This is a genomic window from Bacillus sp. LQ16, assembly GCF_057784645.1.
This window is the reverse complement of sequence record NZ_CM173491.1, coordinates 4,604,857-4,628,317: the sequence shown is the minus strand read 5'-3', so window position 1 is coordinate 4,628,317 and position 23,461 is coordinate 4,604,857. Positions and strand designations below refer to the sequence as shown.

Below are 23,461 nucleotides of genomic sequence, written 5' to 3'. Positions count from 1 at the left end.
GGAAGAAGTGAACGTACCGAGTAATCCCATAACGCTCATGGCGAAAGTATACCGTGATGTGTTTCCGGTTGTACACCATGAGCTAGCGATGTGGAAAGAGCGTGCCTACCATATTCCGAATGATGAGCTTCATAGTCAGGCAATCGCAAGTATTGAGCATAAAACGTTTCATTGTGAGGGTGGTGGCATTTTATCGCTGCTAGCAAATGAACACCGAGAGGAATGTATTCGTTTTATCGTAGCGTATCAAACAATCAGTGACTATTTAGATAATTTATGTGATCGCAGTACATCACTTGATCCGAATGATTTTGCCGCGCTACATGAATCAATGTTAATGGCACTATCACCTGAAGTGGAAGGTGGCGGTAATTATTATCGTTACCGTGATGATCAAGATGATGGTGGTTATTTAGATGAACTTGTTGAAACGTGCCAAGATGTTTTAAAGAAAACGAAGCACTATGACAAAATTGCTCCTGTTCTTCATGAACTTGCTTGTTATTATTGTGATTTACAAATTCATAAACACGTGAAGTTAGAAGAAAGAGAACCGCGCCTGAAAAATTGGTTTGAAGCACATAAAGAAAACTTACCTGAGATGAGCTGGTTTGAATTTTCAGCATGTGCCGGTTCTACACTTGGAATCTTCTGCCTTGTAGCATATGCATTTCATGATGAGTTACATGATGAAGATATTGCGAAAATTAGACAAGGATACTTTCCTTACGTACAAGGACTTCATATCTTACTTGATTATTTCATTGATCAAGAAGAAGACCGTATAGGCGGGGATTTGAATTTCTGTAGTTATTATGAAAACGAGCAAGCTATATTAGATCGTATGAAACACTTTGTAGAAGAAGCAGAGAAGAGCATTGGTGATTTGCCTCATGCGAAGTTTCATCGCCTTATAAGCCGAGGGTTACTTGGTATTTATTTATCAGATCAAAAAGTATCAGCACAAAAGAATATGCACAAAATGGCACGGCGCATTGTAAAGTACGGAGGCCTCACTTCACGATTCTTCTATTGGAACGGGAAGATGTACCGAAAGAAAATGGCGCAGTGATGAAGAAAACCACTCATGTAGAGTGGTTTTCTTTGTTATAATATGGTAAAGGTGGTGGTGGAAATGAAGCCATTGTTTCAAAAGCTATATGACAATATTGAAGTAACATTACTTGTGCTACTTTCCATTTCATTTGTAACTGGAATGTATATGATGATGAATAGACCAAGTGGTCCTACTGTGATGGATTACGTGCCACAAGTAATAATTGGCGCAATTATTATAGTAGATATTGTCTTTTTAATAAGTGGTAGAAAAAAAAGAAAATAGTAAATAAAAAAGCATTTGTACACGAGAGTACAAATGCTTTTTATTATGATCGTATTTTTGAAAATACATATATAAGAAGTTCAATTGCAAAAATAACTAAAACAGATAGTCCGAATAAAGGCATGACAGCGCCTAATATAACCATCATGATAAAGAAAACGAATATACTTTTCTTATCTCTTTGCTTTGGAGGTGCTGCTAATTTTCCTTTTGGCTTTCTTGCTAACCACATTTTTACTCCGTAATAAATAAGAAGTAATAGAGATAATGTCGTTAGTAAGCATAATATTTTATTTGGCCATCCGAATAAATGTCCTTCATGAAGCGGGATACCGTAAGTGAACCATTGTGCAAGTAATCCATAATCACGATAGTCCGTTTTTGAAATGAGTTCCCCGCTATATTGATCAAAGTAAGCTGTTATCTCTTCACTTGGTGCAACATGCATCCCTGTAATACCAGAACCGCTCGATTTCGAAATAGTAAATACACCTTTCGGATCAGCTGGTAGTGAAATAACATATGGCTTCTTTATTTCAATTCCTTTTTGTAATTCATCGACAGAAATTGCTTTCGGTTCATTTGAATTCGATTCGGGAGGAGCTTCTTTTCTTGTTGCCCACGGCAATTCTTTTACCTTTGATTCAGGCGGTGCCATGTACAATTTTGGATATCCGAGTGATTCATTAGAAGATGCAATTTTATAAATTTGGTTCCCCATAAATCCTGACCATGGCAATCCAGATGCGATTAGCAGAAAGAGAGGAATTGTAAATATAATACCGATAATAGAATGACGTCTTTTTGCTTTTTCTCGCTTATTGGATGATGGTGTGTTTTTGAATTGGCGTATACTCATGTACAATCCGGTTACGATTAAAAAGATTGTCCAGCATGCTGCAAGTTCTACAGTATAGTTGACGACAGTGCCACCAACTAAAAGAGAACTATGTAATTCTCTCATTATATTGGCAAACGTTTCACTTGCGTTTTGATCCCCAACAATTTGATTATTACTATCTAAATACACATATTTTTGTTGCCCAGTATACTCATTTGCAATTGTAAGTCTCGTATTATAATCCCCATTAAACTCACTAATTTTCGCCACGCTATAATGTGGATATTTTTTCTCTGTTAAGGAAATAGAATCAGACATCGAAATAGATTCTGTTTGAGCACTCTTCCCAAAATATAAATCTTTATAGATGAAATCTTCAACTTCCTCCCGAAATAAATACCCAATTCCGCTCAGTGACAATGTAATAAGAAGCGGCGTAATAAAAAGTCCAGCATAAAAATGCCAACGCCAAAAAATGTAATGAAGCGAACGATTTTGTTTCATACTTTCAGTTCCCCTAACCTTCCCTATATGAATAACTACTTATTTAATATAGCGAGATTAAGTGTGATTACTTTGAAAGAATTGTGAAGAAAGTTAAAAGTTTTTAGGGTTTTCAACGTTTATAAATGTTTCTACTTATTTGATAAATACATTTCAACAACCGCTTCAGCAAGACATTGAGAGGAATCAACAAAATCCTCATTTGCCACTACATTCAAATCGGTACATGCGATAATTGCAGTATCTACTTCATCTTCCAACTGTAAAACGAGCGCATTCCACAATTCGCGAGCTTCTTCACTCTCTCCAGATTTAATCCAAGTAATAATTTGATTAATCATTTCCTGCCATTTTTCATGATGAATGTACTCTATATTACGTTTTGCAATCCCATCTTGGTAAATCCCAGCTTGAACAGTTGCTTCTGTTGCGAGAAGAGCAACTCTTTTTGTATTTTCAGGAATTGTTTTTAACGTCTCATCAACTATATTCAAAATAGGAATAGAAAGAGATCGCTGTAATTCTTCAAAATAAAGATGCGCCGTATTGCACGGCATAGCGATAAAGCTTGCGCCAGTACTTTCAAGTTTTTGTGCTCCTTCAATAATCGCTTTTTTCATCGCTTCGTGATCAATAGGGCGATCCATGTAAAACGGTGTTGGGCACGAGTAAATCATCATATGAGGAAAGTCCATATCATGCTTTGCTCCATATATTGTTTGGCACTTTGCTACAACTATATCGACGAATGGTCCAGTTGATTTTGGTCCCATTCCTGCTAGTATTCCGATCATTGTTTCGTCTCCTTTAAGAATGTTTACATCCATTATATAGGAGAATAACAAAAAGACGTGCAATGAGTGCACGTCTTTTTTTGTTATGTTTTGTCGAACAATCGATATATCCGAGAAATCGTTGATATATTGTAAGTTATGATAGATATATCGAAAAAATCGTTGATATATCCCGAGTTACGATAGAAATAATTGAAAAATCGTTGATATATTACCCCGCATTAACGGGCAGTAAAACTCCCACCTTAAAATTCGCCTGGAGCAAAGAGGTTAGGTGGGAGATAAACTGCCCATAAATGCCCGATTGGTTCAACTAATAATCAGTGGGGATGCCCCACTGATTAAAGTTTCACTTTATCGCTTCTCAATCGCCACAATAAATGGCGGGTTATTTTGCTGGTTAATGAAGCCGTATCGCAGTACGTGTGCTTGTTTTTGGTCTAGTTCTTCAGCAAATGTAAGCACAGCGTCGCGTTCTACTTGTCCTTCTGGATGTCCGTGGTAAATAACAAGGACGATGATACCTTCAGGTGCCATTACTTCTAATAATTGTTCGATTGCTGAGATTGTTGAGTTCGGTTTTGTAACGATATGCTTGTCTCCGCCTGGAAGGTAACCTAAGTTGAAAATTGCGCCTGTTACTTTTCCTTTTGCATCTTCTGGTAATACGGATAGAAGTGTATCGTGACTATCGTGAACTAAAACAGTACGTTCGAAAAGTTCTTTTTCTTTTAGACGAGTTGTTGAGCTTTCAATTGCCTCTTTTTGAATATCAAATCCAAATACTTTTCCGTTATCTCCAACGATTTCAGCTAGGAAGCAAGTGTCATGGCCGTTTCCTAAAGTTGCATCTACAGCGTAATCGCCTTCTTTTACTGCTGTTTGCAAGAGAGTGCGAGCAAACGGTAATACACGTTCTAATTTCATTTTTGTTTCTCCTCATTTGCATATTTTCCTTGCCAGCTTCCGCGGCGTACAAATTCTGCATCGATGGAATTTAATACTTCCCATTTATTTAAGCTCCACATTGGGCCAATCATTAAATCAGGTGGACCGTCACCTGTGATGCGGTGCACAATTACGTCTTCTGGAATAATTTCAAGTTGGTCAACAACGAGACTTACGTAATCCTCAAGAGAAAGGAACTCGAGTTGTCCTTTTTCATATTGCTTCACCATTGGCGTTCCTTTTAATAAGTGAAGTAAGTGGATTTTAATTCCTTGTACGTCAAGCTTCGCTACTTCACGAGCTGTTTCCATCATCATGTCGTAATCTTCAAGTGGAAGGCCGTTAATAATATGAGAACAAACTCGAATGCCGTGCTTACGTAATTTATTTACACCTTCCACATAAGACGGATAATCGTGAGCGCGATTAATAAGATTTGCAGTACGTTCATGAACAGTCTGTAGTCCGAGTTCAACCCAAAGGTAAGTGCGTTTATTTAAGTCCGCTAAATATTCAACAACATCGTCTGGTAAACAATCTGGACGAGTTGCGATAGAAAGACCGACAACGTCTTTTTCTGCTAGAAGCGGTTCGAATTTTTCTTTTAACACTTCAAGTGGTGCATGTGTATTTGTGTAAGCCTGGAAATAAGCGATACATTTTCCATCTTTCCACTTTGAGCGCATTTTTTCTTTCATTTCATGATATTGCGTTATAACATCATCGCGGCGATCGCCAGCGAAGTCACCAGATCCAGCAGCACTGCAAAATGTACAACCGCCATAAGCAACTGTACCGTCACGGTTCGGGCAATCGAAGCCAGCATCTAATGAAACTTTAAAGATTTTTTCACCAAATTCATTTCGTAAATGATAATTCCATGTATGATAACGTTTATTGTCGTTTGTATATGGAAAAGGGTTTTGAACCTTCATTACTTTCCCTCCTAAGCCGAGTCAAAATAACACAAAATCCATTATAACATACTCATAAGGTTCATAAGGAAGGGACACACTAAAGGGGAATTGAAGCAAGGAGGGACAATTATGGCAGAGCGTCAATCACTTGAATCGTATATTACACAAGCGGAACAAGCGGTGGAATATGCGAAAGAACAATTAGACCAAGGTATGAGACAAGAGCATTATAATACGATGGAGTATTCGGATGCGCAGTTGCAATTAGAACAAGCATATAACGATTTACAAACGATGCAACAACATGCGAATGATGAGCAACGTGAGCAATTAAATAGAGCACGTATGGCAATTCGCCAATTGCAACATCAAATGATTATTACACCGCACTAATAAGGAGTGAATGTAATGGCGAAACGTTCAGATCAAAATAACCCAGAGCAAAAAACGCAAAATGGACATAACGCTGAGTTTTCGAATGAGCTTGATCCGATTGTTCAAGTGAAACAGCGTAATAGTAAAAAAGGACAACCTCAAAAATCGAAACAATCAGAGTAAACCAGGTCGAAATATGACCTGGTTTTATTTTGTTATATGACAATAATGTAAGATTTATGTAAGGTTTGTCGATAGTTGTGAACAGCTTTCTCCAGTAGAGTAAGGAAGGATTAAATTTTATACAAGGAGTTGCTTTATGGGGAACAATATTACAAACAAGCGAATTGATGAGTTAGATTACATTCGTGGCTTTGCATTACTGGGGATTATTTTAGTAAATATTCTTGCACTACTTCATATTAAAATCCCAGATCCTAATACAGTGGATGCGAGCTATCAAAGGTTTCTATACTTATTTGTAGAAGGTCGTTTCTTCTCAATCTTCTCATTCTTATTTGGAGTAGGATTTTATATCTTTATTTCAAGAGCGATTGCGAAAGGGAAAAATGGCTATGTTTTATTTTTACGTCGCTTAGTTGCATTATTTATTTTTGGTTTAATTCATCAAATGTTTCAGCCTGGAGAAGCACTAGCGTTATACGCAATTTGCGGGTTAATCGTTTTACCGTTTTATAAAGCGAAAAAAGAAGTGAACCTAGTACTAGGACTTATTTTGACAATTGCCTTCAGTGTAATGGGAGTTAAAGAACTATTACCACTTGGCTTAATTTTATTAGGGCTTGCTGTAGGACAATATCGTGTATTTGAAAATCTCGCGCAAAATATAAAGAAAATCGCTATTTTTACAGGTATTATGTTTGTTTTAAGTGTCATAGCTGTATGGTATCAATATGGGCACGTTCCTGCTGAACCATTTATAAATATGATACTTGAGAATGAGGATGGAACAATGAATGCTGCAAGCCAATTTTTAAAAATTGGTGTTACAGTTGGACCGATTATTTCAGCTTTCTATGTTGGAGCATTAATTTTATTACTTCAATTAAAACCAGTTCAAACATTGTTAGCACCACTGAAATATTATGGCCGCATGGCTTTAACGAATTATATTGGACAAACTGCAATGATTTTAATCGCAGGAAGTGTATTTAACTTTGCAGAAAACTTAACGTACATGCAGACTTTATATGTGTGTATTGCAATTTATGCAATTCAAATTGTGTTTAGTGTGATTTGGATGAAAATCTTTAAAATGGGTCCATTAGAATGGATTTGGCGAGTTGTTACGTATTGGACGGTAACACCTTTAAAGAAATAAAGAGAGAAGTGGGCTGTCCCTTTTGTGGAACAGCCCATTTTTATTGTCATCTTTTTCGGTAAGTCGATATTCGTTCGCGAATCGCCGATATATTTGAGAAATCGCTAATAAAATTTCATTTATCAACGAACCTTACACACTCATCTTTTTATATTACAAAAGTGTAAGGTAAATGTAATGTTAACAAATAGCAGTTCTCCTTTAAAAAGCGCAAAATAGGTAATGGAAAAACAAGCGTAGGAGGATATATATGACGAAACCAGTTGTAGACGTGAAAAACGTTCAAAAAGTGTACGGTAAAAAAGGTGAGAACCAATCACATGCATTAAAAGGTGTTTCATTCTCAATTCAAGAGGGTGAGTTTGTAGGGATTATGGGACCATCTGGTTCTGGTAAAACGACATTATTAAATGTAATTTCAACGCTTGATAAAGCAACGGGCGGCGTTGTTGAAATTGCGGGTACGGATATTACGAAAATGAAGCAAGGTGAGCTTTCTGATTTCCGTTCACAAAAATTAGGATTCATCTTCCAAGACTTTAACTTATTAGAGAACTTATCTATTTATGAAAACATCGCACTTCCATTATCTCTTCAAGGTGTCGCGTCACGTAATATTGGACCGAAAGTAGAAAAAGTAGCGGATATGTTAGGGATTACAGAAATACTTCAAAAGTATCCATCTGAAGTATCTGGTGGACAGAAACAACGTTCAGCAGCAGCACGTGCGTTAGTGCATGAACCTGCAATTATTTTAGGGGACGAGCCAACAGGAGCGCTTGATTCTAAAAATGCAACGAGTTTACTTGATGCGATGACAAACTTAAATAAAGATCAAGGCGTATCTATTATGATGGTTACACATGATCCGTATAGTGCAAGTTACTGTCAGCGTATTTTATTCATTCAAGATGGTGAGCTATATAAAGAAATTCATCGGGACGGTACACGTGAAGAGTTTTATAAAGAAATTTTAGATGTGCTTGCGGACTTAGGTACACAAAAAGCGTAAGAAAGGAGGTTCTAGAGCATGTTATTCAAACTTTCCATGTCAGGGCTAAAAAGTAAGCTGAAAGATTATATCGTCTTACTTGTCGGTCTTGTCATGTCTATCTCAATTTTTTATATGTTTCAAACGTTAGCGCTGAATAAAGCGTTTATTGAATCCAACTCAGTTATTCAATCAATTGGATTCGTATTCCAAGCAGGTTCATTTTTATTAGCAATCATAACGTTCTTCTATATTTTATATGCGAACTCTTTCTTATTATCTCTTCGTCAAAAAGAGTTTGGTATGTATATGATGTTAGGAGCGAAAAAACATAAAGTTACATTACTTATGTTTATTGAGACGATTGTATTAGGGGCTGCTTCTCTTGCAATTGGACTTGTGGTTGGGATAGGACTTGCAGAAGGTATCGGACAGTTATTAATGAAACAATTAGAATTTGCTGGTGAAGGCTATAAAGCATTCTACCTGCCATCTATGACTGTTACTTGCATCTTCTTCTTTGCGCTATTTATATTATCAGCAGTTATGAACAGTATTAAATTATCACGTATTTCTGTACTGCAACTTGTACATGCAGATGCGCAAACAGAGCGTGTTGCAGTAAAAGGAAAAATGACAGGTTTAGTTGCATTCCTAGCGGTTATTTTATTAGGAATTGGCTATGCATCAATGATTTACATGGAAAAACTAAGAGAAATGGGAATCCTTATTGCATTAATTACAACAACAGCAGGTACTTACATGCTATTTGGATCACTCCTTCCAGTCATTATTAAAAAGTTAAAGAGTAATAAAAAGCGTAGTGAAAAAGGACTTAATGCTTTTACATTTGCACAATTAAATTTCCGTATTAATAGCTTAACGAAAGTGCTTGCTACGGTAGCGATGTTAGTTGCTCTTGGAGCTGGTGCAATTTCAGGTGGTATGGCGTTTAAAAATAACGTTATAAAAACGGTTGATGGATTTGAAATTTATGATTCAGTTATTCATAATCCTACAGCTGAAGAGAAGAAAATTTTAGAGGGCATATCATTTAAAAGTAAAGCTGAGTATCGTTATAAGGTAGACGACAAATATATTTATTATGTAAAAGAAGATTTAGAGAAACATAAGCCATTTATTCGAAATGGTGTAGGTAAAGAGAATTTCGGTAAATATAAAGAAATTTCAGGAGAGGCTCCAGTAGGTACAGTAGCAGGAGTGAGCTCAGAACAAACTCAAAATGAAAAAGCAATGCCTGAAGAATGGGATGAGGCATTTAGAACAATCCAACCATATTATATATACCAAGATCGTGCCATTAAAATTGTAGATCAAAAAATGTACGATACTGTAAATGGTAAAGAAGGAATCGTATTTACTGGAAAAACAGGCGATTTCGTAGCACACACAAAAGAATGGAAAAAACTTGACGAGTTGCAGCTAGCTAAATATAAAAATATAAAAGCTGAGCAAATGAGTAGTAAATATCAAGTATATGACATGTTCTACGGTCTTGCGAGCGGAACAGTGTTTATGGGCTTCTTCCTTGGAATTGCTTTCTTAGCAATGATGGCAAGCTGTCTTATGTTCAAAATTCTTTCTGGTGCATCAAAAGATATTACGCGTTATCAAATGCTTCGTAAAATCGGTGTACGCCGTGAATTATTAACGAAATCAATTTATAAAGAGTTATTCTTAGTATTCTTATTCCCAGCAATTGTGGGTATCGCTCACGTATTAGTTGGTATGAATATTTTCGGATTTATTTTAGTCGATCCGTACTTCCGTATTTGGGTACCAATCGTAATTTTCGTAGTTATTTACACGATTTATTACCTTATTACAGTTCAATTGTATAAAGGAATTGTTCTTCCGAAAGAAGATTAATAAAAAACCGAGCGAAATCGCTCGGTTTTTATTATTTTCAGAAAAAACACTTTAATGTTACTGAAATGTATAATATAATATAAATAAGTAACGTAATATGAAAGTAGAAGCAGCTGGATAAGGAAAGGAGGAATCCAATCTATAGAAAGAAGCTGAACTTTTATCCCCTATTTCTTTTCTAACCACAACGTATTTGTACAATTGTAAATTTCCAAATTGAAAATTGCTTGAATCACAAAAGTATATTGTGAAAATAATGGATAATACATGGAAATCTCATAGCATGATAAGGTAAAATGGACAACATGATGAGAAAATTACCGTTCATAAGATGAGGAGAATACATGTATGGAAGTTGTAGAGGCATTAAAAGATATAAGCCAAATTGAGGCTATGAAAAAATATTTAAAAGAGCACTCCCAGCGAGATTATCTTTTATTTGTTATTGGAATTAACACAGGATTAAAAATTACAGAACTACTTAGTATGAAATTTGAAGATGTATTAAATGAAGACGGGACTGTTAAAGAGTTTTATACTCTTCCTGTGAAAGATGAAAAATTTAAACAAGATATTTATTTAAATACAAAAGTAAAAGAAGCGCTTTTAGATTACGTACAATCTATTGGCGTTAAAAGAGAAAATTACGTATTTCAATCTAATAAAACGCCAAATTCAATTACGCGCCAACAAGCGTATCGTGTAATTCATAATGCTGCAGAAGCAGTTGGAGTTGTTGGTAAGATCGGAACAAATTCAATGCGAAAAACGTTTGGATTTCATGCGTACAAAAGAGGGATAGCGATTGCGTTATTGCAAAAACATTTCCATCACGCGACTCCATCAGAGACGCTAAAGTATTTAGGCATCTCAAAGGATGAGACCTTTAAAACGGAGATTGATGTCGATTTATAAAAGCCGTAACTAAAAAAATTAGGAGGCGGAAAATATGAATATTAGAGAGAGTGAACTGCCGGGTATTGGATGTAAGTTTGAAGTGATTACAAAAGGTAATGAAAAGATGGTTATCGTTATTCATGATGATGGCCGAAGAGAAATGTACCATTTTGATGCTGATCATGAGGAGAGTATTTCAAGCGTCTCTCTTCGTGATTCCGAAGCGAGACAAATTGCAGCTATATTGGGCGGAATGGTATATAGGCCACAAGCTTTAGATACGATTGAAATGGCCTTTGAAGGATTATCAATTGAGTGGTTTAAGGTGGAAAATAATGCACCAGTCGTACAAAAAACAATTGGTAGTTTACATGTCCGAAACACATATAATGTAACGATCATTGCCATTTTGAAAAAGAATATGAAGAAGTTCTTTAATCCAGGTCCAGATTCTATCATTGAAGCTGGCGATATGCTTGTATTATCAGGCGAAAGACATGAAGTAAAAAGAATTATTAATGAGTTGCTTTCAGTAGGAGGGGATTCATAATCGATGGATACTTTAATCTTTGAAGTTGGGACTGCGTTAGTATTAGTCGCTTTTGCAGCTATTCTCGCTGCAAAGTTAAAGTTCTCGATTATTCCGTTTCTCATTATACTCGGTATGCTAGTGGGGCCACATGCGCCAGATTTAGGGCTTATCGATTTAAGATTTATTGAAAGCGGAGAAGTTATTTCCTTCCTCGGCCGTGTTGGCGTTATATTCCTCTTATTCTATTTAGGCTTAGAATTCTCAATTAAAAAATTAATTAAATCAGGAAAATCAATTGCTTTTGGGGGAACTGTTCATATATCGCTTAATTTTATATTAGGTTTACTTTACGGATATATAATGGGTTTCCCCTTATTAGAAACATTAATTATTGCTGGGATCATAACAATTTCATCGAGTGCAATTGTTGCGAAAGTAATTGTTGATTTAAGAAGATCTGGTAATAAAGAGACGGAGCTAATTTTAGGAATCATTATGTTTGATGATATCTTTTTAGCAGTATATTTATCAGTCGTTTCAGGATTAGTACTCGGAGGGGCAACGTCATTTGTAGGTGCTCTTACATCTATTTTAATCGCAGTAGGGTATATGCTACTATTCTTTGTAGTTGCTAGAAAAGCTACACGATTCTTAAATAAAATGTTAGATATTTCGTCCAATGAAATTTTCATTATCGTAATATTCGCTATTTTATTCTTTGTAGCAGGATTTTCAGAAACGATTCATGTCGCGGAGGCAATTGGAGCATTATTATTGGGGCTCGTCTTTTCTGAAACAGAGCATAGTGATCGAATTGAACAGCTCGTTGTTCCATTTCGTGATTTCTTTGGAGCTATATTCTTTTTCAGCTTCGGTTTAAGTATAGACCCATTTTCGCTTGGGGGAGCAGTGTGGTTGGCATTAGGAGCAGTTTTCATTACTCTTATCGGTAATTTTACTGCTGGAATGGTAGCGGGGCGTAAAGCTGGGTTATCGCATAAGGCTTCTACGAATATCGGTTTAACACTTGTATCACGCGGAGAATTTTCCATTATCGTCGCGAATATTGGAATTGCGGGCGGCTTAATGGCAACGATTAAACCATTCTCAGCTTTGTATGTTTTAATATTAGCATCGTTAGGACCTTTGTTAACGAAAGAATCTGGGAGAATATATTCCTTATTAGATAAAATATTTAAATGGAGCGCTAAAGAAAGTGCGAAGCGAGAAAAAGAAGTTGGATAGTATAAATAAGGGTAGACTGCATGAAAATTTCATGCAGTCTACCCTTTTATATATTGTTACTGTTGTCGTTTTTTGTCGGTAAGTTGATATATTTTAATAATCGCTGATATATTTCAAGTTGTGGTCGATATAATTGAAAAATCGCTGATCTATTTTGAGTTGCGGTCGATATATTTCCAAAATCGCTGATATATTTTCAAGCAGGGATAAATATAATTTCATTTACCGTCGAACCATTATCTGAATTTCATCAACTATTAATCAGTTGCCTTCCTATTTAAAAACGACTACAATTTTACTGTTATATATATGAACGAAAAAAATAGAATAGGAGGGGAAACTATGCCAAGGAAAGTATGGCTATTAGTAGCTGGGATGATTATTAATGTCACGGGTGCTTCTTTTTTATGGCCTTTTAATACAATTTATTTGCATGATCACCTAGGCAAATCTTTATCTGTGGCCGGAATGGTATTAATGATCAACTCGCTTACTGGTGTAATCGGAAACTTGCTCGGCGGTGTTTTATTTGATAAATGGGGCGGTTATAAATCAATTTTAGTAGGGATTGTCATTACACTTGTATCGATTTTAGGTCTTGTGTTCTTCCACGGTTGGCCGTTATATGTTGTGTGGCTAGCGTTAATCGGCTTCGGTTCTGGGATGGTCTTCCCATCGATGTACGCGATGGTTGGTACGGTTTGGCCAGAGGGCGGAAGACGAGCGTTTAATGCGATGTATGTTGGACAAAACGTCGGTATTGCGATTGGAACAGCGTGCGGTGGTTTAGTTGCTTCATATCGTTTTGATTATATTTTCTTAGCGAACTTTATTTTATACTTTGTTTTCTTCTTAATTGCTTTTATCGGATTCCGTGGTATGGAAGACAAGAAAGAGCCAGGAGTGCAAAAAGAAGTCGAAACGAAAAAAGGGTGGTCACTTACACCTGGATTTAAAGCACTTCTTATCGTGTGTGTAGCATATGCTTTATGCTGGGTTACATACGTACAGTGGCAAGGAGCGATTGCAACACATATGCAAGAATTGAATATTAGCCTTCGTCACTATAGTTTATTATGGACGATAAACGGAGCGATGATTGTTTGTGCGCAGCCACTTGTTAGTATGCTAATTCGTTGGATGAAGCGTTCTTTAAAACAGCAAATTATGATTGGAATCTTCATTTTTGCGGCGTCATTCATTGTGTTAAGTCAAGCGCAGCAATTTACGATGTTCCTCGTTGCGATGGTAACATTAACAATTGGTGAGTTATTTGTATGGCCTGCGGTTCCAACGATTGCAAATATACTTGCACCAAAAGATAAATTAGGGTTTTATCAAGGGGTCGTAAATAGTGCGGCGACTGTAGGGAAAATGTTCGGGCCGGTCGTTGGCGGAGCAATTGTGGATTTATACAATATGGAAGTATTGTTTATAGCAATCATGGTAATGCTTGTAGTAGCGCTTATAGCAACGAGTATTTATGATAAACGAGTAAAAGTAGAAGAAACAGTTGAAGAAAAAATTGCAGTTTAGTTTGACGGAACATGTTCACATGTTTTAGAATATATTTAAATAAAACAACCTTTAGAACAAGGGAGATAGCTCGGCTGTCTTAAGATGAATTCGTTAGTTATTAAGAGTAACGATTAACCGAGAAGTCCTCGCTTTAAGTAAGCCCTTAAGAGATACTAGGTGAAGGATAGTTCACTTAACTTATATGTGTAATAACAGTGAGAAGGAGTAGTAGTAATAGAAGCTGGTTTAGAGAGTTGACGGTCGGTGCAAGTCAATCCACGTTTCGTTATGAACTCGCCTTTGAGTTGCAGTTGTGAAACTAATAGTAGCAATTGCCGTTAATCCACGTTACGGATCTAAGCGAATGTATATTTTTACATTAATTTAGGGTGGTACCGCGGGAATCTATAACCTCTCGTCCCTTTCTAGGGATGAGAGGTTTTTTGTATTTTGGGCGGTGAAAATAAATAGAATTTCAAGGAGGGTATCTCATGAGCTTTAATCATCAAGACATTGAGAAGAAGTGGCAAGGGTACTGGGAAGAGAATAAAACATTCCGTACGCCAGATGAGACAGAAAAACCAAAATTTTATGCACTAGATATGTTCCCATATCCATCAGGTGCAGGCTTACACGTAGGACATCCAGAAGGTTATACAGCGACAGATATTTTATCTCGTATGAAGCGTATGCAAGGGTATAACGTTCTTCATCCAATGGGATGGGATGCATTTGGTCTTCCAGCAGAGCAATATGCACTTGATACTGGAAACAGCCCAGCAGAATTTACAGAGCATAATATTAATACGTTCCGTAACCAAATTAAATCATTAGGTTTCTCTTACGATTGGGACCGTGAAGTAAATACAACAGATCCAAACTACTATAAGTGGACACAATGGATCTTCCTGAAATTATTTGAAAAAGGTTTAGCTTACGTTGATGAAGTACCTGTAAACTGGTGCCCAGCACTTGGTACAGTACTTGCAAACGAAGAAATCATTGACGGTAAGAGTGAGCGTGGTGGACATCCAGTTGAGCGTCGTCCGATGAGACAGTGGATGTTAAAAATTACAGCTTACGGAGATCGTCTATTAGAAGATCTAGATGAGCTTGATTGGCCTGAAAGCTTAAAAGATATGCAACGTAACTGGATCGGTCGTTCTGAAGGAGCAGAAGTACACTTCAACATCGACGGTACAGACGAGAAGTTCACGGTGTTCACAACGCGCCCTGATACACTATTTGGTGCAACATACTGTGTACTTGCTCCGGAACATGCACTTGTTGCAGAAATTACAACAGCAGAACAAAAAGAAGCGGTAGAAGCTTACATTAACGCTGTAAAAATGAAGAGTGACCTAGAGCGTACAGAACTTGCGAAAGAGAAAACTGGTGTATTCACTGGTGCTTACGCAGTTAACCCAGTAAACGGTGAGAAATTACCAATCTGGATTGCTGACTATGTTCTTGCAACTTACGGAACAGGTGCTGTAATGGCAGTTCCAGCTCACGATGAGCGTGACTATGAATTCGCATCAGTATTTAATCTTCCAATGAAGGAAGTTGTAAAAGGCGGAGATATTACGAAAGAAGTGTACACAGGTGATGGTGCACACGTAAACTCAGCATTCCTTGATGGATTAAATAAAGAAGAAGCAATCGCAAAAATGATTGAATGGCTTGAAGCAACGAGCGCAGGAAATCAAAAAGTCACGTACCGTCTACGTGACTGGTTATTCAGCCGTCAACGTTACTGGGGTGAACCAATTCCAGTAATTCACTGGGAAGATGGTACAATGACAGCTGTGAAAGAAGAGGAATTACCATTAGTTCTTCCGAAAACAGAAAACATCCGTCCTTCAGGTACAGGTGAATCACCACTTGCTAACATTGACGAGTGGGTAAATGTTGTTGATCCTGAGACTGGTAAAAAAGGTCGTCGTGAAACGAACACAATGCCGCAATGGGCTGGTAGCTGCTGGTACTACCTACGTTACATCGATCCAAACAATAGCGAAGCACTTGTAGATCCTGAAAAAGTAAAACAATGGCTTCCAGTTGATATTTATATCGGTGGTGCAGAACATGCTGTACTTCACTTACTATATGCTCGTTTCTGGCATAAAGTATTATACGATATCGGTGTAGTTCCAACAAAAGAGCCATTCCAACAATTATTCAACCAAGGTATGATTCTAGGTGAAAACAACGAGAAAATGAGTAAATCAAAAGGTAACGTTGTAAACCCTGATGATATCGTAGCAAGCCACGGTGCAGATACACTTCGTCTATACGAAATGTTCATGGGCCCATTAGATGCTTCAATCGCTTGGTCTGAAAATGGTCTTGACGGAGCTCGTCGTTTCTTAGACCGCGTATGGCGTCTATTCGTTCAAGATAACGGTGAATTAAGTGAGAAAATTACTGACGCACCAAATAAAGAGCTTGAAAAAGCTTACCACCAAACAGTGAAGAAAGTAACAGAAGACTATGCAGAGCTTCGCTTCAACACAGCGATTTCTCAAATGATGGTATTCATCAACGATGCATACAAAGCTGAAACACTTCCAAAAGAATATGTAGAAGGTTTCGTAAAAATGATTGCACCAGTTGCACCTCATATCGGGGAAGAACTGTGGAGCAAACTTGGATACAATGAAACAATCACATATGCAAGCTGGCCAACATTTGATGAGTCTAAACTTGTAGAAGATGAAGTTGAAATCGTTGTTCAAGTTATGGGCAAAGTTCGCGCAAAACTAACAATGAGTAAAGACGCATCAAAAGAAGAAATGGAACAACTTGCACTTGAAGCAATTCAAGACCAAATTGAAGGGAAAACAGTTCGTAAAGTAATTGTTGTTCCTGGAAAACTTGTTAACGTTGTTGCAAACTAAATCATTTAAAAAAGCTCAGAGCGTTTATGCTCTGAGCTTTTTTGTGTAGAAAATAATCTCAGGGTCACCTTCATCTAAATTTTCAATTATTCCACTACGTACAAATAAAAGAGCGGAATTCCAATACAGACAAACACCTATTTTTCTATAGGAAATATGATAAAAAAGGTAGGCTAAATTGAGTAGAAGAGGTGAAAGGAATGAAAGGGATGGACAATAATGCACCACATGGTTTCTTCGGGAGTGGGTCGGATAGTTATGAACAAATGATGTTAATGGGAGGAGGACAACAAGGATACGGTGGAATTCCGAGCTGGATGGGCGGAACACCTGGAGGGTTTTCTACATCAGTAGCGGGTGTACAAACTGGAATTCCAACATTAACAGGAGGATTTCCATCATCGGTAGCCGGAGTGCAAACTGGAATCCCGACATTTGTTGGCGGAGCAGCGGGAGGAGTACCAGTAGGCGTACCAACTGCATTTCCATCTTTCGTTGGAGGAGTACAGACAGGATTTCCTGTACCAGGAGTAGGTGTTATAGCAGGAGGAGTAGGTGGATATCCGCAAGTAGTTCACGGTTACCATGGTCATCATCACCATCATCAAGGTCAACATGGCCATCATGGTCATCACCATCATCAAGGTCAACACGGCCATCATGGTCATCACCACCATCAAGGTCAACACGGCCATCATGGTCATCACCACCATCAAGGTCAACACGGCCACCAAGGTCATCACCACCATCAAGGTCAACACGGCCACCAAGGTCATCACCATCATCAAGGTCAACATGGTCATCAGGGGCAACAAGTACATCACCAAGGCCACCACCACATTCATCCGCAAGCTGTTCTTTATCAAACTCATCAAGTCCAACACGGTCACCATGGACAGCACCACCAAGGCCAACATCATGGACACCATCACCAAGGCCATCAAGTCCAACACGGTCACCAAGGTCATCAAGGTCACCAAGGCCACCACGGTCAACAGCACCAACAGCACCAACAGCACCAACAGCACCAACAGCACCAACAATATCAGCAATATCAACAACAGCAACAATCTTCTCCTTGGACAGGTGGAATTGGAGCAGGGGCAGCAGGGGCAGCGGCAGGAGCAGCTAGTATTAGTGGAGCAGCAGGACACGCGGGGCACGCGGGTCATTAATGAGTTGCAGAAAAAAAGACATAGTAAAAAACTGCTAGGAAATCCTAGCAGTTTTTTTCAGCTTCTTGGCGCTGACGTTCGATTTCAGCACGAAGTTGTGGCTCTGGTGCTTGCCAGCCTTCTGGCTTTAGAATCTTACCGTCGCCTTCACGGAATCGAGGCTTCCCATCAGGGAATAGTTTTGCCATGTTGGCATTGTTTACAATTTCGAATCCTTTATCTGGACGTACACCCATTTCTGTAAACGTTCCGAATGCAAAGTAAATAAGGTCAATCAGTGCATCGTATTGATCTTCAACAGTTGTTGCTTCTAGAAATTCTTCTAGCTCTTCTTGCATAAAACTCGCACGAATTTTTGCGCGCTCTTCTGTTAATTTTGTTGGAGTATTTGTCACAGGATGTCCGAATACTTCATGCATTTTCGCAACAAGTTCGTATCCTTTATCTAAACCTTTTTCGTTTGTCATGTTGTTTCAATCCTTTCTCGTTTTCTGCCGAATTTCATTGTAACATAAGGTGATTATGAAATGAAAAGAACATCTTATCGAAATAAGATGTTCGCTCGTTATTCTTCTTTTTTTATTAAAAGGGATGAAATAAGATCGATGCCAAAAATACCGACCAGTAACATTGGTATAACGACAAGCAAGTAACGTGTGAAGGAAACATTTTTTAAGTATGTATGAGCAAATAAAAAGACGCCGAGAAATAAAATACCATTTAAAATAGGCTTTACTAATTTTTTAGACATAAGCTCCCCCATAAATATCTTCTCTCTCTATTTAATAATAAAAAACTCCTCTCTCCGTTGTATCATGCTGGAGAGAGGAGTTCAATCATTTCTCATTCAATGACACCAGAATTTGTAATATTTACGGTGTATTTTATATGAACTGGAACATCTTTATACATTTGTCTCCATTCTTCTAATTTGAATGGGCGATAATGTTGCTTATACTTTGCACCTAGCCCGAGAGGATCGACGTTTAAAGATTTAAACTGCTTAATTAATTTGGCAGCCTGTATGTCCAATTGTTTTTGGACATTTTTTTCAATCTTTTTTGTGTTCTTGTTATTTTCTAAGTTAATTTGTTTCGATAGTTCTTGAATACGTGCATCAAGATGAACGTGAATGAAAAAGGAAGGCTTCCCGTTTTTAATTTTTATATCGTAAGTTGGAACAGAACGAATATTATTAATCATTACGTACGCAGAATCTGTTTTAAATTCATGTGAATCTAATTTATGTTTCTCTAATAGTCCTTTAAATATGAACATATCTTTTTCCGCAATTTTACCGATATATTTATCCTTTTTAAAAAGGCCAATTCCGGTAATTTTTATTTTATCACCATGCTTCTTTAGAATGGGAATATAGTAGTCTTTTCCTTCTTGGTAATAGCGAAATGCTCCTATATGTAGATTATCCGCTGGTAAAGGTCCGGTCTCCATGTTATGTTCTAGCAATTTTTTTATATAAATTGCAACGTTGTATGAAGTCGAATATTTGCCTTTTAAAAGTTCAGTACCATTCCCATCTAATAAAGCAGCATATAAAGCGTTCCCTATATTCACATCTCGAAGTAATGTATCGAATGAAGTAGACATTCCTGTTTTGGCAAGTCTTATTGTATATAGAGCGACACGCATTTGTCCGCTAGCAAATGGTTGAGAAGACTCTAAAGATGTGTCTGCTTTTACTTGTTTTACCGCATTTGCACTGCCTTCAAAAACTTGAACTTTATTTCCTTTTTTCTGAATGGGACAAACGAATGTCACTTTTACTTTATTATCTTTTGCGACATCAAAAACGCTTCCTTGAATAAGTTGTACATCATCGATAATATTTTTTTGTAAACATCCAGTTAGACTGAAGAATGTTATACAAGAAATAAGTATTAATTTACTTGTGCTTTTGATTTTTTCCATTTTCTTTTCACCCACACAATAATAAATAGGATTGGGATGTATACGTAAATGAGCCAAAAACTAACTTTTGATACATTACTAATAAAGTTATTAATATCGTGTCTGTTTGTTAAAAGTTGCGAAACAATGAGAGTGATAAAGATAAAAGCAATTAAAACACCCCTTTGTTTTACACGGAATATTTCATGAGTTCCTCTCATTGACGCCCATAAAGGGAGGATAAAACTTGAAATAATAACGAGTGCATAGCCTGAAATTGCAATATATTCGAGTCTTTCTATAAATGGTAATTGAATGACTTGGGTCATAGAAAGTTGTGCCCATATTGTTTTTAACAATTGCTTCTCACTAAAAAATGCAAAGGCTAAAAGGGTACTAAATAGATATAGAAGATTTGAAAATAGTGCTCCAAGCTGAGCGTATTTATGAGATTGCATAGGCTTTTTCACAAATGGATACACCATGAGGTAAATCTCAAAACCGGTCATACTGTAGATTGACAGTTGAGCGGATTTTAAAATGTCTGAAAAAGAATGTGTGAATATAGGTAGTAAATTATCCCAATGTGAATATTTCAAAACGAATAAGCTTAGAAATAAATATCCTAATGTACCACCAACAGAGATGACGCAAATACCGGTAATGACACGAAATCCAGAAGAGATAATGTAATAGCTAACTAAGCATAAAAAGAGTGTTAACATAAAGGTGGAAGCGGTAGGAAACATCCATACTTGAATAATTTCAACATATGTTCGGATGACTGAAATACTAACGATTAAAAAATAAGCCATAAAGATGATGCTAATGCCATTTCCTAGCCATTTTCCAAATGTTTGCCGATGTAAATCAACTAAATTCCCATTTGTTTCTTTTAATAAGACATACATCATCCATATAATAATATGGATGAAAATTCCTGTGATTATAACTCCCATCCAGCCGTCGTATCCAGCGGCTTTTGCGATAATTCGAGCGAATCCGAGAACTCCAGCTCCGAACTGTGCACCGTGAATTAAGAAGAAAACAAAGACAGGAGATATTTGATATTTTTCTTGAACTTTACTCATCGAATGCACCTCATTTCTTAATCATCAAAGTCTGATCTATGTTTTGTTGAAATTCCTTTCGCTGCTTTTTTTACATGTTGTGGCCTTGCTTGTACATCTCTTGTATCAATCATTGTTAAAGGAAAACGAATCCAAGAATCTTTAACAGATTGTTGTCTTGTTGGATAAAACAAAGCGTACGGCTTGCGTAAAGAAGTAAGCCTGAATAGATGAGTAAATAAGAAGATAAATCCAAGAGAAATCCCGAACAATCCGCCTATTTCTGCAAACATAAGAAAAGGAAAGCGTAGTAATCGAACAGCGTTACCCATTTTATAAATAGGTGTAATAAAGGAAGCAAGTGCTGATAAGGCAACGATAATTAATAAAATATTGCTCGTTAAACCAGCTTGTACAGATGCTTGCCCGATTACGATACCGCCTACAATACCGAGCGTTTGACCAACTTTCATTGGTAACCTTGCGCCGGCTTCTCTTAATAAATCAATTGCAAGTTCTAAAAAGAGCGCTTCAATTAAAGGTGGGAATGGTACTTGTGCCCTTGATAAAATCAAAGTTTCAAGTAAATCACTTGGAATAAGTTCATAATGATAATTTAAAACTGCAACGTATAACGGTGTAGCGCAAATTGAAAATAGAACGGCAATTAATCTTAAAATCCTTGAAAATGTAGCGTACATCCAGGAGACGTTATAGTCTTCTGGTGAAATGAAAAAATCGAAATAGGATACAGGTGTTAGTAAAACACTTGGAGAACCATCAACGAAAATAGCGATTTTTCCATCAATTAGTGCTTTTGTAACTCTATCAGTGCGTTCTGTATTGATATAGAGAGGGAAGATTGATTTTTCACCCATCAATTCTTGTATATAAGCACTATCATTAATTTGATCATACTCAAGAGCGCGTAATGATTCTTCTAGAAAATCTACATTATCTTTTTCAGCGAGGTTGTCTAAATACATCATGACAACTTTTGTTTTGGAAAACTCGCCGATAATCATTTCTTTTGTTTGTAAATCCAAAACAGGAAGACGTTTTCGAACTAAATTAATGTTTGTATCAATATCCTCTACGAAACCTTCTTGCGGACCAATAACAGTTGATTCGTTTAAAGGAGGGGTTGGCGCACGATAATTATCAATTGCAATGTTTGCAAGCATACATTTTTGATCTTGCTGATTTAATTGAATGATCGCATGCCCCTTTAAAACCATATCCTCAATTTTTTGTAAATCGTTCGTAATTGTAATGCCGCTCATCGGAATATGTTCTTTTAGTTGTTCTAGAGAAGCACAAGGTTTCTCTAAAAGAGTAGGCATTAAATATTTCTGTAATTTCTCTCCATCAAGTGAAGGGCGATAGTAAGAAATCCAATAAGGCATCGTTTCATCGTCAGATGTATGGTAATTAATAAAATCACTAGACTTTTTAAGTTTCTCTATTAAATCTTGTAGGGAATGAATACGGTCTTTTTCTGGTTTTGTAAAGTCATAAATACTATTACCTCCAGAGCTTTGTTGCTTACTTTGAGAAGGTTCATCTTGCTTAGTATTTTGTTTTTTATCTTGAGAAGAATCACCTTGCTTAGCGCTTTGCTGCTTATCCTGAGAGGAATCACCTTGCTTAGCGCTTTGTTGCTTATCCTGAGAGGAATTCTCTTGCTTAGCGCTTTGTTGCTTATCCTGAGAGGGATCCTCTTGTTTAGCACTTTGTTGCTTATCTTGAGAAGAATCACCTTGCTTAGCGCTTTGTTGCTTATCCTGAGAGGAATCCTCTTGTTTAGCACTTTGTTGCTTATCCTGAGAAGAATCCTCTTGTTTATCGTTTTGTTGCTTATCTTGAGAGGAATCCTCTTGTTTAGCGCTTTGTTGCTTATCCTGAGAGGAATCCTCTTGTTTAGAGCTTTGTTGTTTATTCTGAGAGGGATCCTCTTGTTTATCGTTTTGTTGCTTACCTTGAGAGGAATCCTCTTGTTTAGCGCTTTGTTGTTTATCTTGAGACGAGTCCTCCTGTTTAGCACTTTGTTGCGTATCCTGAGAAGAATCTTTTTGCTCGTTATTTTTACCTTTATTATGTTTCATACTTCTAGTCTGTTCTTCGTTATCATCTTCTTGATTGTTAGAATGCTGCTCCCAGTTATCTGTTTCGTTTGCTTCTGGTGTATTTGATTTTTTTTTCTTACGTAACCAATTCCAAATCATATGTACGCCCTCTTTAATCTTGTAATATAGTGCTATTTTGTGGCTAA

General features: G+C 37.0%; 21 protein-coding genes, 2 pseudogenes and 1 other annotated feature. Of the genes and pseudogenes, 13 read left to right on the top strand and 10 right to left on the bottom strand.

Going from position 1 to position 23,461, the window contains the following annotated elements:
• Positions 1 to 7: 7 nt before the first annotated feature.
• Positions 8 to 1,072 carry a tetraprenyl-beta-curcumene synthase family protein gene (locus AC3EMB_RS23420; RefSeq protein ID WP_053563513.1) on the top strand — a complete coding sequence of 355 codons (1,065 nt, stop codon included), beginning with the start codon at positions 8 to 10 and terminating at the stop codon, positions 1,070 to 1,072.
• Positions 1,073 to 1,135: 63 nt separating this feature from the next.
• Positions 1,136 to 1,349: pseudogene (locus AC3EMB_RS23415) on the top strand (hypothetical protein).
• A 36-nt stretch (positions 1,350 to 1,385) separates the two neighbouring features.
• On the opposite strand, the gene AC3EMB_RS23410 reads toward AC3EMB_RS23415, so the two are convergent.
• From AC3EMB_RS23410 to mnmL, 4 genes are all read right to left on the bottom strand, one after another.
• Positions 1,386 to 2,687: a PepSY-associated TM helix domain-containing protein gene (locus AC3EMB_RS23410; protein ID WP_095690116.1), complete on the bottom strand. Its 1,302-nt coding sequence runs from the start codon at positions 2,685 to 2,687 to the stop codon at positions 1,386 to 1,388.
• A 131-nt stretch (positions 2,688 to 2,818) separates the two neighbouring features.
• Positions 2,819 to 3,481, bottom strand: a complete 663-nt coding sequence (locus AC3EMB_RS23405) for an aspartate/glutamate racemase family protein (RefSeq protein ID WP_095690117.1) — start codon at positions 3,479 to 3,481, stop codon at positions 2,819 to 2,821.
• 354 nt (positions 3,482 to 3,835) lie between these two features.
• Positions 3,836 to 4,408 (bottom strand): tRNA 5-(aminomethyl)-2-thiouridylate-methyltransferase MnmM, encoded by a 573-nt coding sequence (mnmM, locus tag AC3EMB_RS23400; RefSeq protein ID WP_000764492.1) that lies wholly within the window; start codon positions 4,406 to 4,408, stop codon positions 3,836 to 3,838.
• Complete coding sequence (gene mnmL, locus AC3EMB_RS23395; RefSeq protein ID WP_000868033.1) at positions 4,405 to 5,364, bottom strand: tRNA modification radical SAM protein MnmL/YtqA; 960 nt, start codon at positions 5,362 to 5,364, stop codon at positions 4,405 to 4,407. Before mnmL ends, mnmM begins: the two co-directional genes overlap by 4 nt.
• Before the next feature lie 111 nt (positions 5,365 to 5,475).
• On the opposite strand from mnmL, the gene AC3EMB_RS23390 reads away from it, so the two are divergent.
• The 10 genes from AC3EMB_RS23390 (at position 5,476) to leuS (ending at position 17,036) form a co-directional block, all read left to right on the top strand.
• A complete protein-coding gene (locus tag AC3EMB_RS23390; RefSeq protein WP_000840869.1) occupies positions 5,476 to 5,739 on the top strand; it encodes a YtzC family protein in 264 nt (87 codons plus the stop codon).
• Between the two features lie 15 nt (positions 5,740 to 5,754).
• Entirely contained in the window at positions 5,755 to 5,904 is a 150-nt protein-coding gene (locus AC3EMB_RS23385) for a hypothetical protein (RefSeq protein ID WP_001129340.1), read from the top strand.
• Between the two features lie 136 nt (positions 5,905 to 6,040).
• The gene (locus tag AC3EMB_RS23380) at positions 6,041 to 7,063 is read left to right on the top strand and encodes a DUF418 domain-containing protein (RefSeq protein ID WP_095690118.1); all 1,023 of its coding nucleotides are present in this window, start codon (positions 6,041 to 6,043) and stop codon (positions 7,061 to 7,063) included.
• A gap of 250 nt (positions 7,064 to 7,313) precedes the next feature.
• Complete coding sequence (locus AC3EMB_RS23375) at positions 7,314 to 8,075, top strand: ABC transporter ATP-binding protein (protein ID WP_000165835.1); 762 nt, start codon at positions 7,314 to 7,316, stop codon at positions 8,073 to 8,075.
• Between the two features lie 18 nt (positions 8,076 to 8,093).
• On the top strand, positions 8,094 to 9,944 hold the full coding sequence (locus tag AC3EMB_RS23370) for an FtsX-like permease family protein (RefSeq protein WP_088024867.1): 1,851 nt from the start codon (positions 8,094 to 8,096) through the stop codon (positions 9,942 to 9,944).
• 348 nt (positions 9,945 to 10,292) lie between these two features.
• Positions 10,293 to 10,859 carry a tyrosine-type recombinase/integrase gene (locus tag AC3EMB_RS23365; protein ID WP_000454210.1) on the top strand — a complete coding sequence of 189 codons (567 nt, stop codon included), beginning with the start codon at positions 10,293 to 10,295 and terminating at the stop codon, positions 10,857 to 10,859.
• Between the two features lie 34 nt (positions 10,860 to 10,893).
• Positions 10,894 to 11,391 carry a cation:proton antiporter regulatory subunit gene (locus AC3EMB_RS23360; protein WP_001026053.1) on the top strand — a complete coding sequence of 166 codons (498 nt, stop codon included), beginning with the start codon at positions 10,894 to 10,896 and terminating at the stop codon, positions 11,389 to 11,391.
• 3 nt (positions 11,392 to 11,394) lie between these two features.
• Positions 11,395 to 12,618 (top strand): cation:proton antiporter, encoded by a 1,224-nt coding sequence (locus AC3EMB_RS23355; RefSeq protein ID WP_000380176.1) that lies wholly within the window; start codon positions 11,395 to 11,397, stop codon positions 12,616 to 12,618.
• Between the two features lie 342 nt (positions 12,619 to 12,960).
• Positions 12,961 to 14,154, top strand: coding sequence for an MDR family MFS transporter (locus tag AC3EMB_RS23350; protein WP_001137538.1), 1,194 nt, complete (start codon positions 12,961 to 12,963; stop codon positions 14,152 to 14,154).
• 188 nt (positions 14,155 to 14,342) lie between these two features.
• Positions 14,343 to 14,562, top strand: a binding site (T-box leader).
• A gap of 65 nt (positions 14,563 to 14,627) precedes the next feature.
• Complete coding sequence (leuS, locus tag AC3EMB_RS23345; protein WP_063548820.1) at positions 14,628 to 17,036, top strand: leucine--tRNA ligase; 2,409 nt, start codon at positions 14,628 to 14,630, stop codon at positions 17,034 to 17,036.
• Between the two features lie 24 nt (positions 17,037 to 17,060).
• On the opposite strand, the pseudogene AC3EMB_RS23340 reads toward leuS, so the two are convergent.
• Positions 17,061 to 17,141 (bottom strand): annotated as a pseudogene (locus tag AC3EMB_RS23340) (GNAT family N-acetyltransferase); the annotation flags it as partial.
• Positions 17,142 to 17,236: 95 nt separating this feature from the next.
• On the opposite strand from AC3EMB_RS23340, the gene AC3EMB_RS23335 reads away from it, so the two are divergent.
• Complete coding sequence (locus AC3EMB_RS23335; protein WP_488517295.1) at positions 17,237 to 18,211, top strand: hypothetical protein; 975 nt, start codon at positions 17,237 to 17,239, stop codon at positions 18,209 to 18,211.
• A gap of 44 nt (positions 18,212 to 18,255) precedes the next feature.
• Here AC3EMB_RS23335 and AC3EMB_RS23330 read toward each other — a convergent pair whose 3' ends face one another.
• The 5 genes from AC3EMB_RS23330 to AC3EMB_RS23310 form a co-directional block, all read right to left on the bottom strand.
• A complete protein-coding gene (locus AC3EMB_RS23330; RefSeq protein ID WP_043935254.1) occupies positions 18,256 to 18,678 on the bottom strand; it encodes a pyrophosphohydrolase domain-containing protein in 423 nt (140 codons plus the stop codon).
• Positions 18,679 to 18,776: 98 nt separating this feature from the next.
• The gene (locus tag AC3EMB_RS23325; RefSeq protein WP_000038781.1) at positions 18,777 to 18,962 is read right to left on the bottom strand and encodes a hypothetical protein; all 186 of its coding nucleotides are present in this window, start codon (positions 18,960 to 18,962) and stop codon (positions 18,777 to 18,779) included.
• Between the two features lie 92 nt (positions 18,963 to 19,054).
• Positions 19,055 to 20,140 carry a spore germination protein GerHC gene (gene gerHC / locus AC3EMB_RS23320; protein WP_069356328.1) on the bottom strand — a complete coding sequence of 362 codons (1,086 nt, stop codon included), beginning with the start codon at positions 20,138 to 20,140 and terminating at the stop codon, positions 19,055 to 19,057.
• Complete coding sequence (locus tag AC3EMB_RS23315; RefSeq protein WP_000049082.1) at positions 20,110 to 21,210, bottom strand: spore germination protein; 1,101 nt, start codon at positions 21,208 to 21,210, stop codon at positions 20,110 to 20,112. Before AC3EMB_RS23315 ends, gerHC begins: the two co-directional genes overlap by 31 nt.
• A 17-nt stretch (positions 21,211 to 21,227) precedes the next feature.
• Positions 21,228 to 23,414 carry a spore germination protein gene (locus AC3EMB_RS23310; RefSeq protein WP_488517294.1) on the bottom strand — a complete coding sequence of 729 codons (2,187 nt, stop codon included), beginning with the start codon at positions 23,412 to 23,414 and terminating at the stop codon, positions 21,228 to 21,230.
• Between the last annotated feature and the right edge of the window lie 47 nt (positions 23,415 to 23,461).

Bases quoted from the DNA above. Each gene is read 5' to 3' on its own strand.
- AC3EMB_RS23410 (WP_095690116.1), bottom strand. From the start codon at position 2,687: ATGAAACAAAATCGTTCGCTTCATTACATTTTTTGGCGTTGGCATTTT.
- AC3EMB_RS23405 (WP_095690117.1), bottom strand. From the start codon at position 3,481: ATGATCGGAATACTAGCAGGAATGGGACCAAAATCAACTGGACCATTC.
- mnmM (WP_000764492.1), bottom strand. From the start codon at position 4,408: ATGAAATTAGAACGTGTATTACCGTTTGCTCGCACTCTCTTGCAAACA.
- mnmL (WP_000868033.1), bottom strand. From the start codon at position 5,364: ATGAAGGTTCAAAACCCTTTTCCATATACAAACGACAATAAACGTTAT.
- AC3EMB_RS23390 (WP_000840869.1), top strand. From the start codon at position 5,476: ATGGCAGAGCGTCAATCACTTGAATCGTATATTACACAAGCGGAACAA.
- AC3EMB_RS23385 (WP_001129340.1), top strand. From the start codon at position 5,755: ATGGCGAAACGTTCAGATCAAAATAACCCAGAGCAAAAAACGCAAAAT.
- AC3EMB_RS23380 (WP_095690118.1), top strand. From the start codon at position 6,041: ATGGGGAACAATATTACAAACAAGCGAATTGATGAGTTAGATTACATT.
- AC3EMB_RS23375 (WP_000165835.1), top strand. From the start codon at position 7,314: ATGACGAAACCAGTTGTAGACGTGAAAAACGTTCAAAAAGTGTACGGT.
- AC3EMB_RS23370 (WP_088024867.1), top strand. From the start codon at position 8,094: ATGTTATTCAAACTTTCCATGTCAGGGCTAAAAAGTAAGCTGAAAGAT.
- AC3EMB_RS23365 (WP_000454210.1), top strand. From the start codon at position 10,293: ATGGAAGTTGTAGAGGCATTAAAAGATATAAGCCAAATTGAGGCTATG.
- AC3EMB_RS23360 (WP_001026053.1), top strand. From the start codon at position 10,894: ATGAATATTAGAGAGAGTGAACTGCCGGGTATTGGATGTAAGTTTGAA.
- AC3EMB_RS23355 (WP_000380176.1), top strand. From the start codon at position 11,395: ATGGATACTTTAATCTTTGAAGTTGGGACTGCGTTAGTATTAGTCGCT.
- AC3EMB_RS23350 (WP_001137538.1), top strand. From the start codon at position 12,961: ATGCCAAGGAAAGTATGGCTATTAGTAGCTGGGATGATTATTAATGTC.
- leuS (WP_063548820.1), top strand. From the start codon at position 14,628: ATGAGCTTTAATCATCAAGACATTGAGAAGAAGTGGCAAGGGTACTGG.
- AC3EMB_RS23335 (WP_488517295.1), top strand. From the start codon at position 17,237: ATGAAAGGGATGGACAATAATGCACCACATGGTTTCTTCGGGAGTGGG.
- AC3EMB_RS23330 (WP_043935254.1), bottom strand. From the start codon at position 18,678: ATGACAAACGAAAAAGGTTTAGATAAAGGATACGAACTTGTTGCGAAA.
- AC3EMB_RS23325 (WP_000038781.1), bottom strand. From the start codon at position 18,962: ATGTCTAAAAAATTAGTAAAGCCTATTTTAAATGGTATTTTATTTCTC.
- gerHC (WP_069356328.1), bottom strand. From the start codon at position 20,140: ATGGAAAAAATCAAAAGCACAAGTAAATTAATACTTATTTCTTGTATA.
- AC3EMB_RS23315 (WP_000049082.1), bottom strand. From the start codon at position 21,210: ATGAGTAAAGTTCAAGAAAAATATCAAATATCTCCTGTCTTTGTTTTC.
- AC3EMB_RS23310 (WP_488517294.1), bottom strand. From the start codon at position 23,414: ATGATTTGGAATTGGTTACGTAAGAAAAAAAAATCAAATACACCAGAA.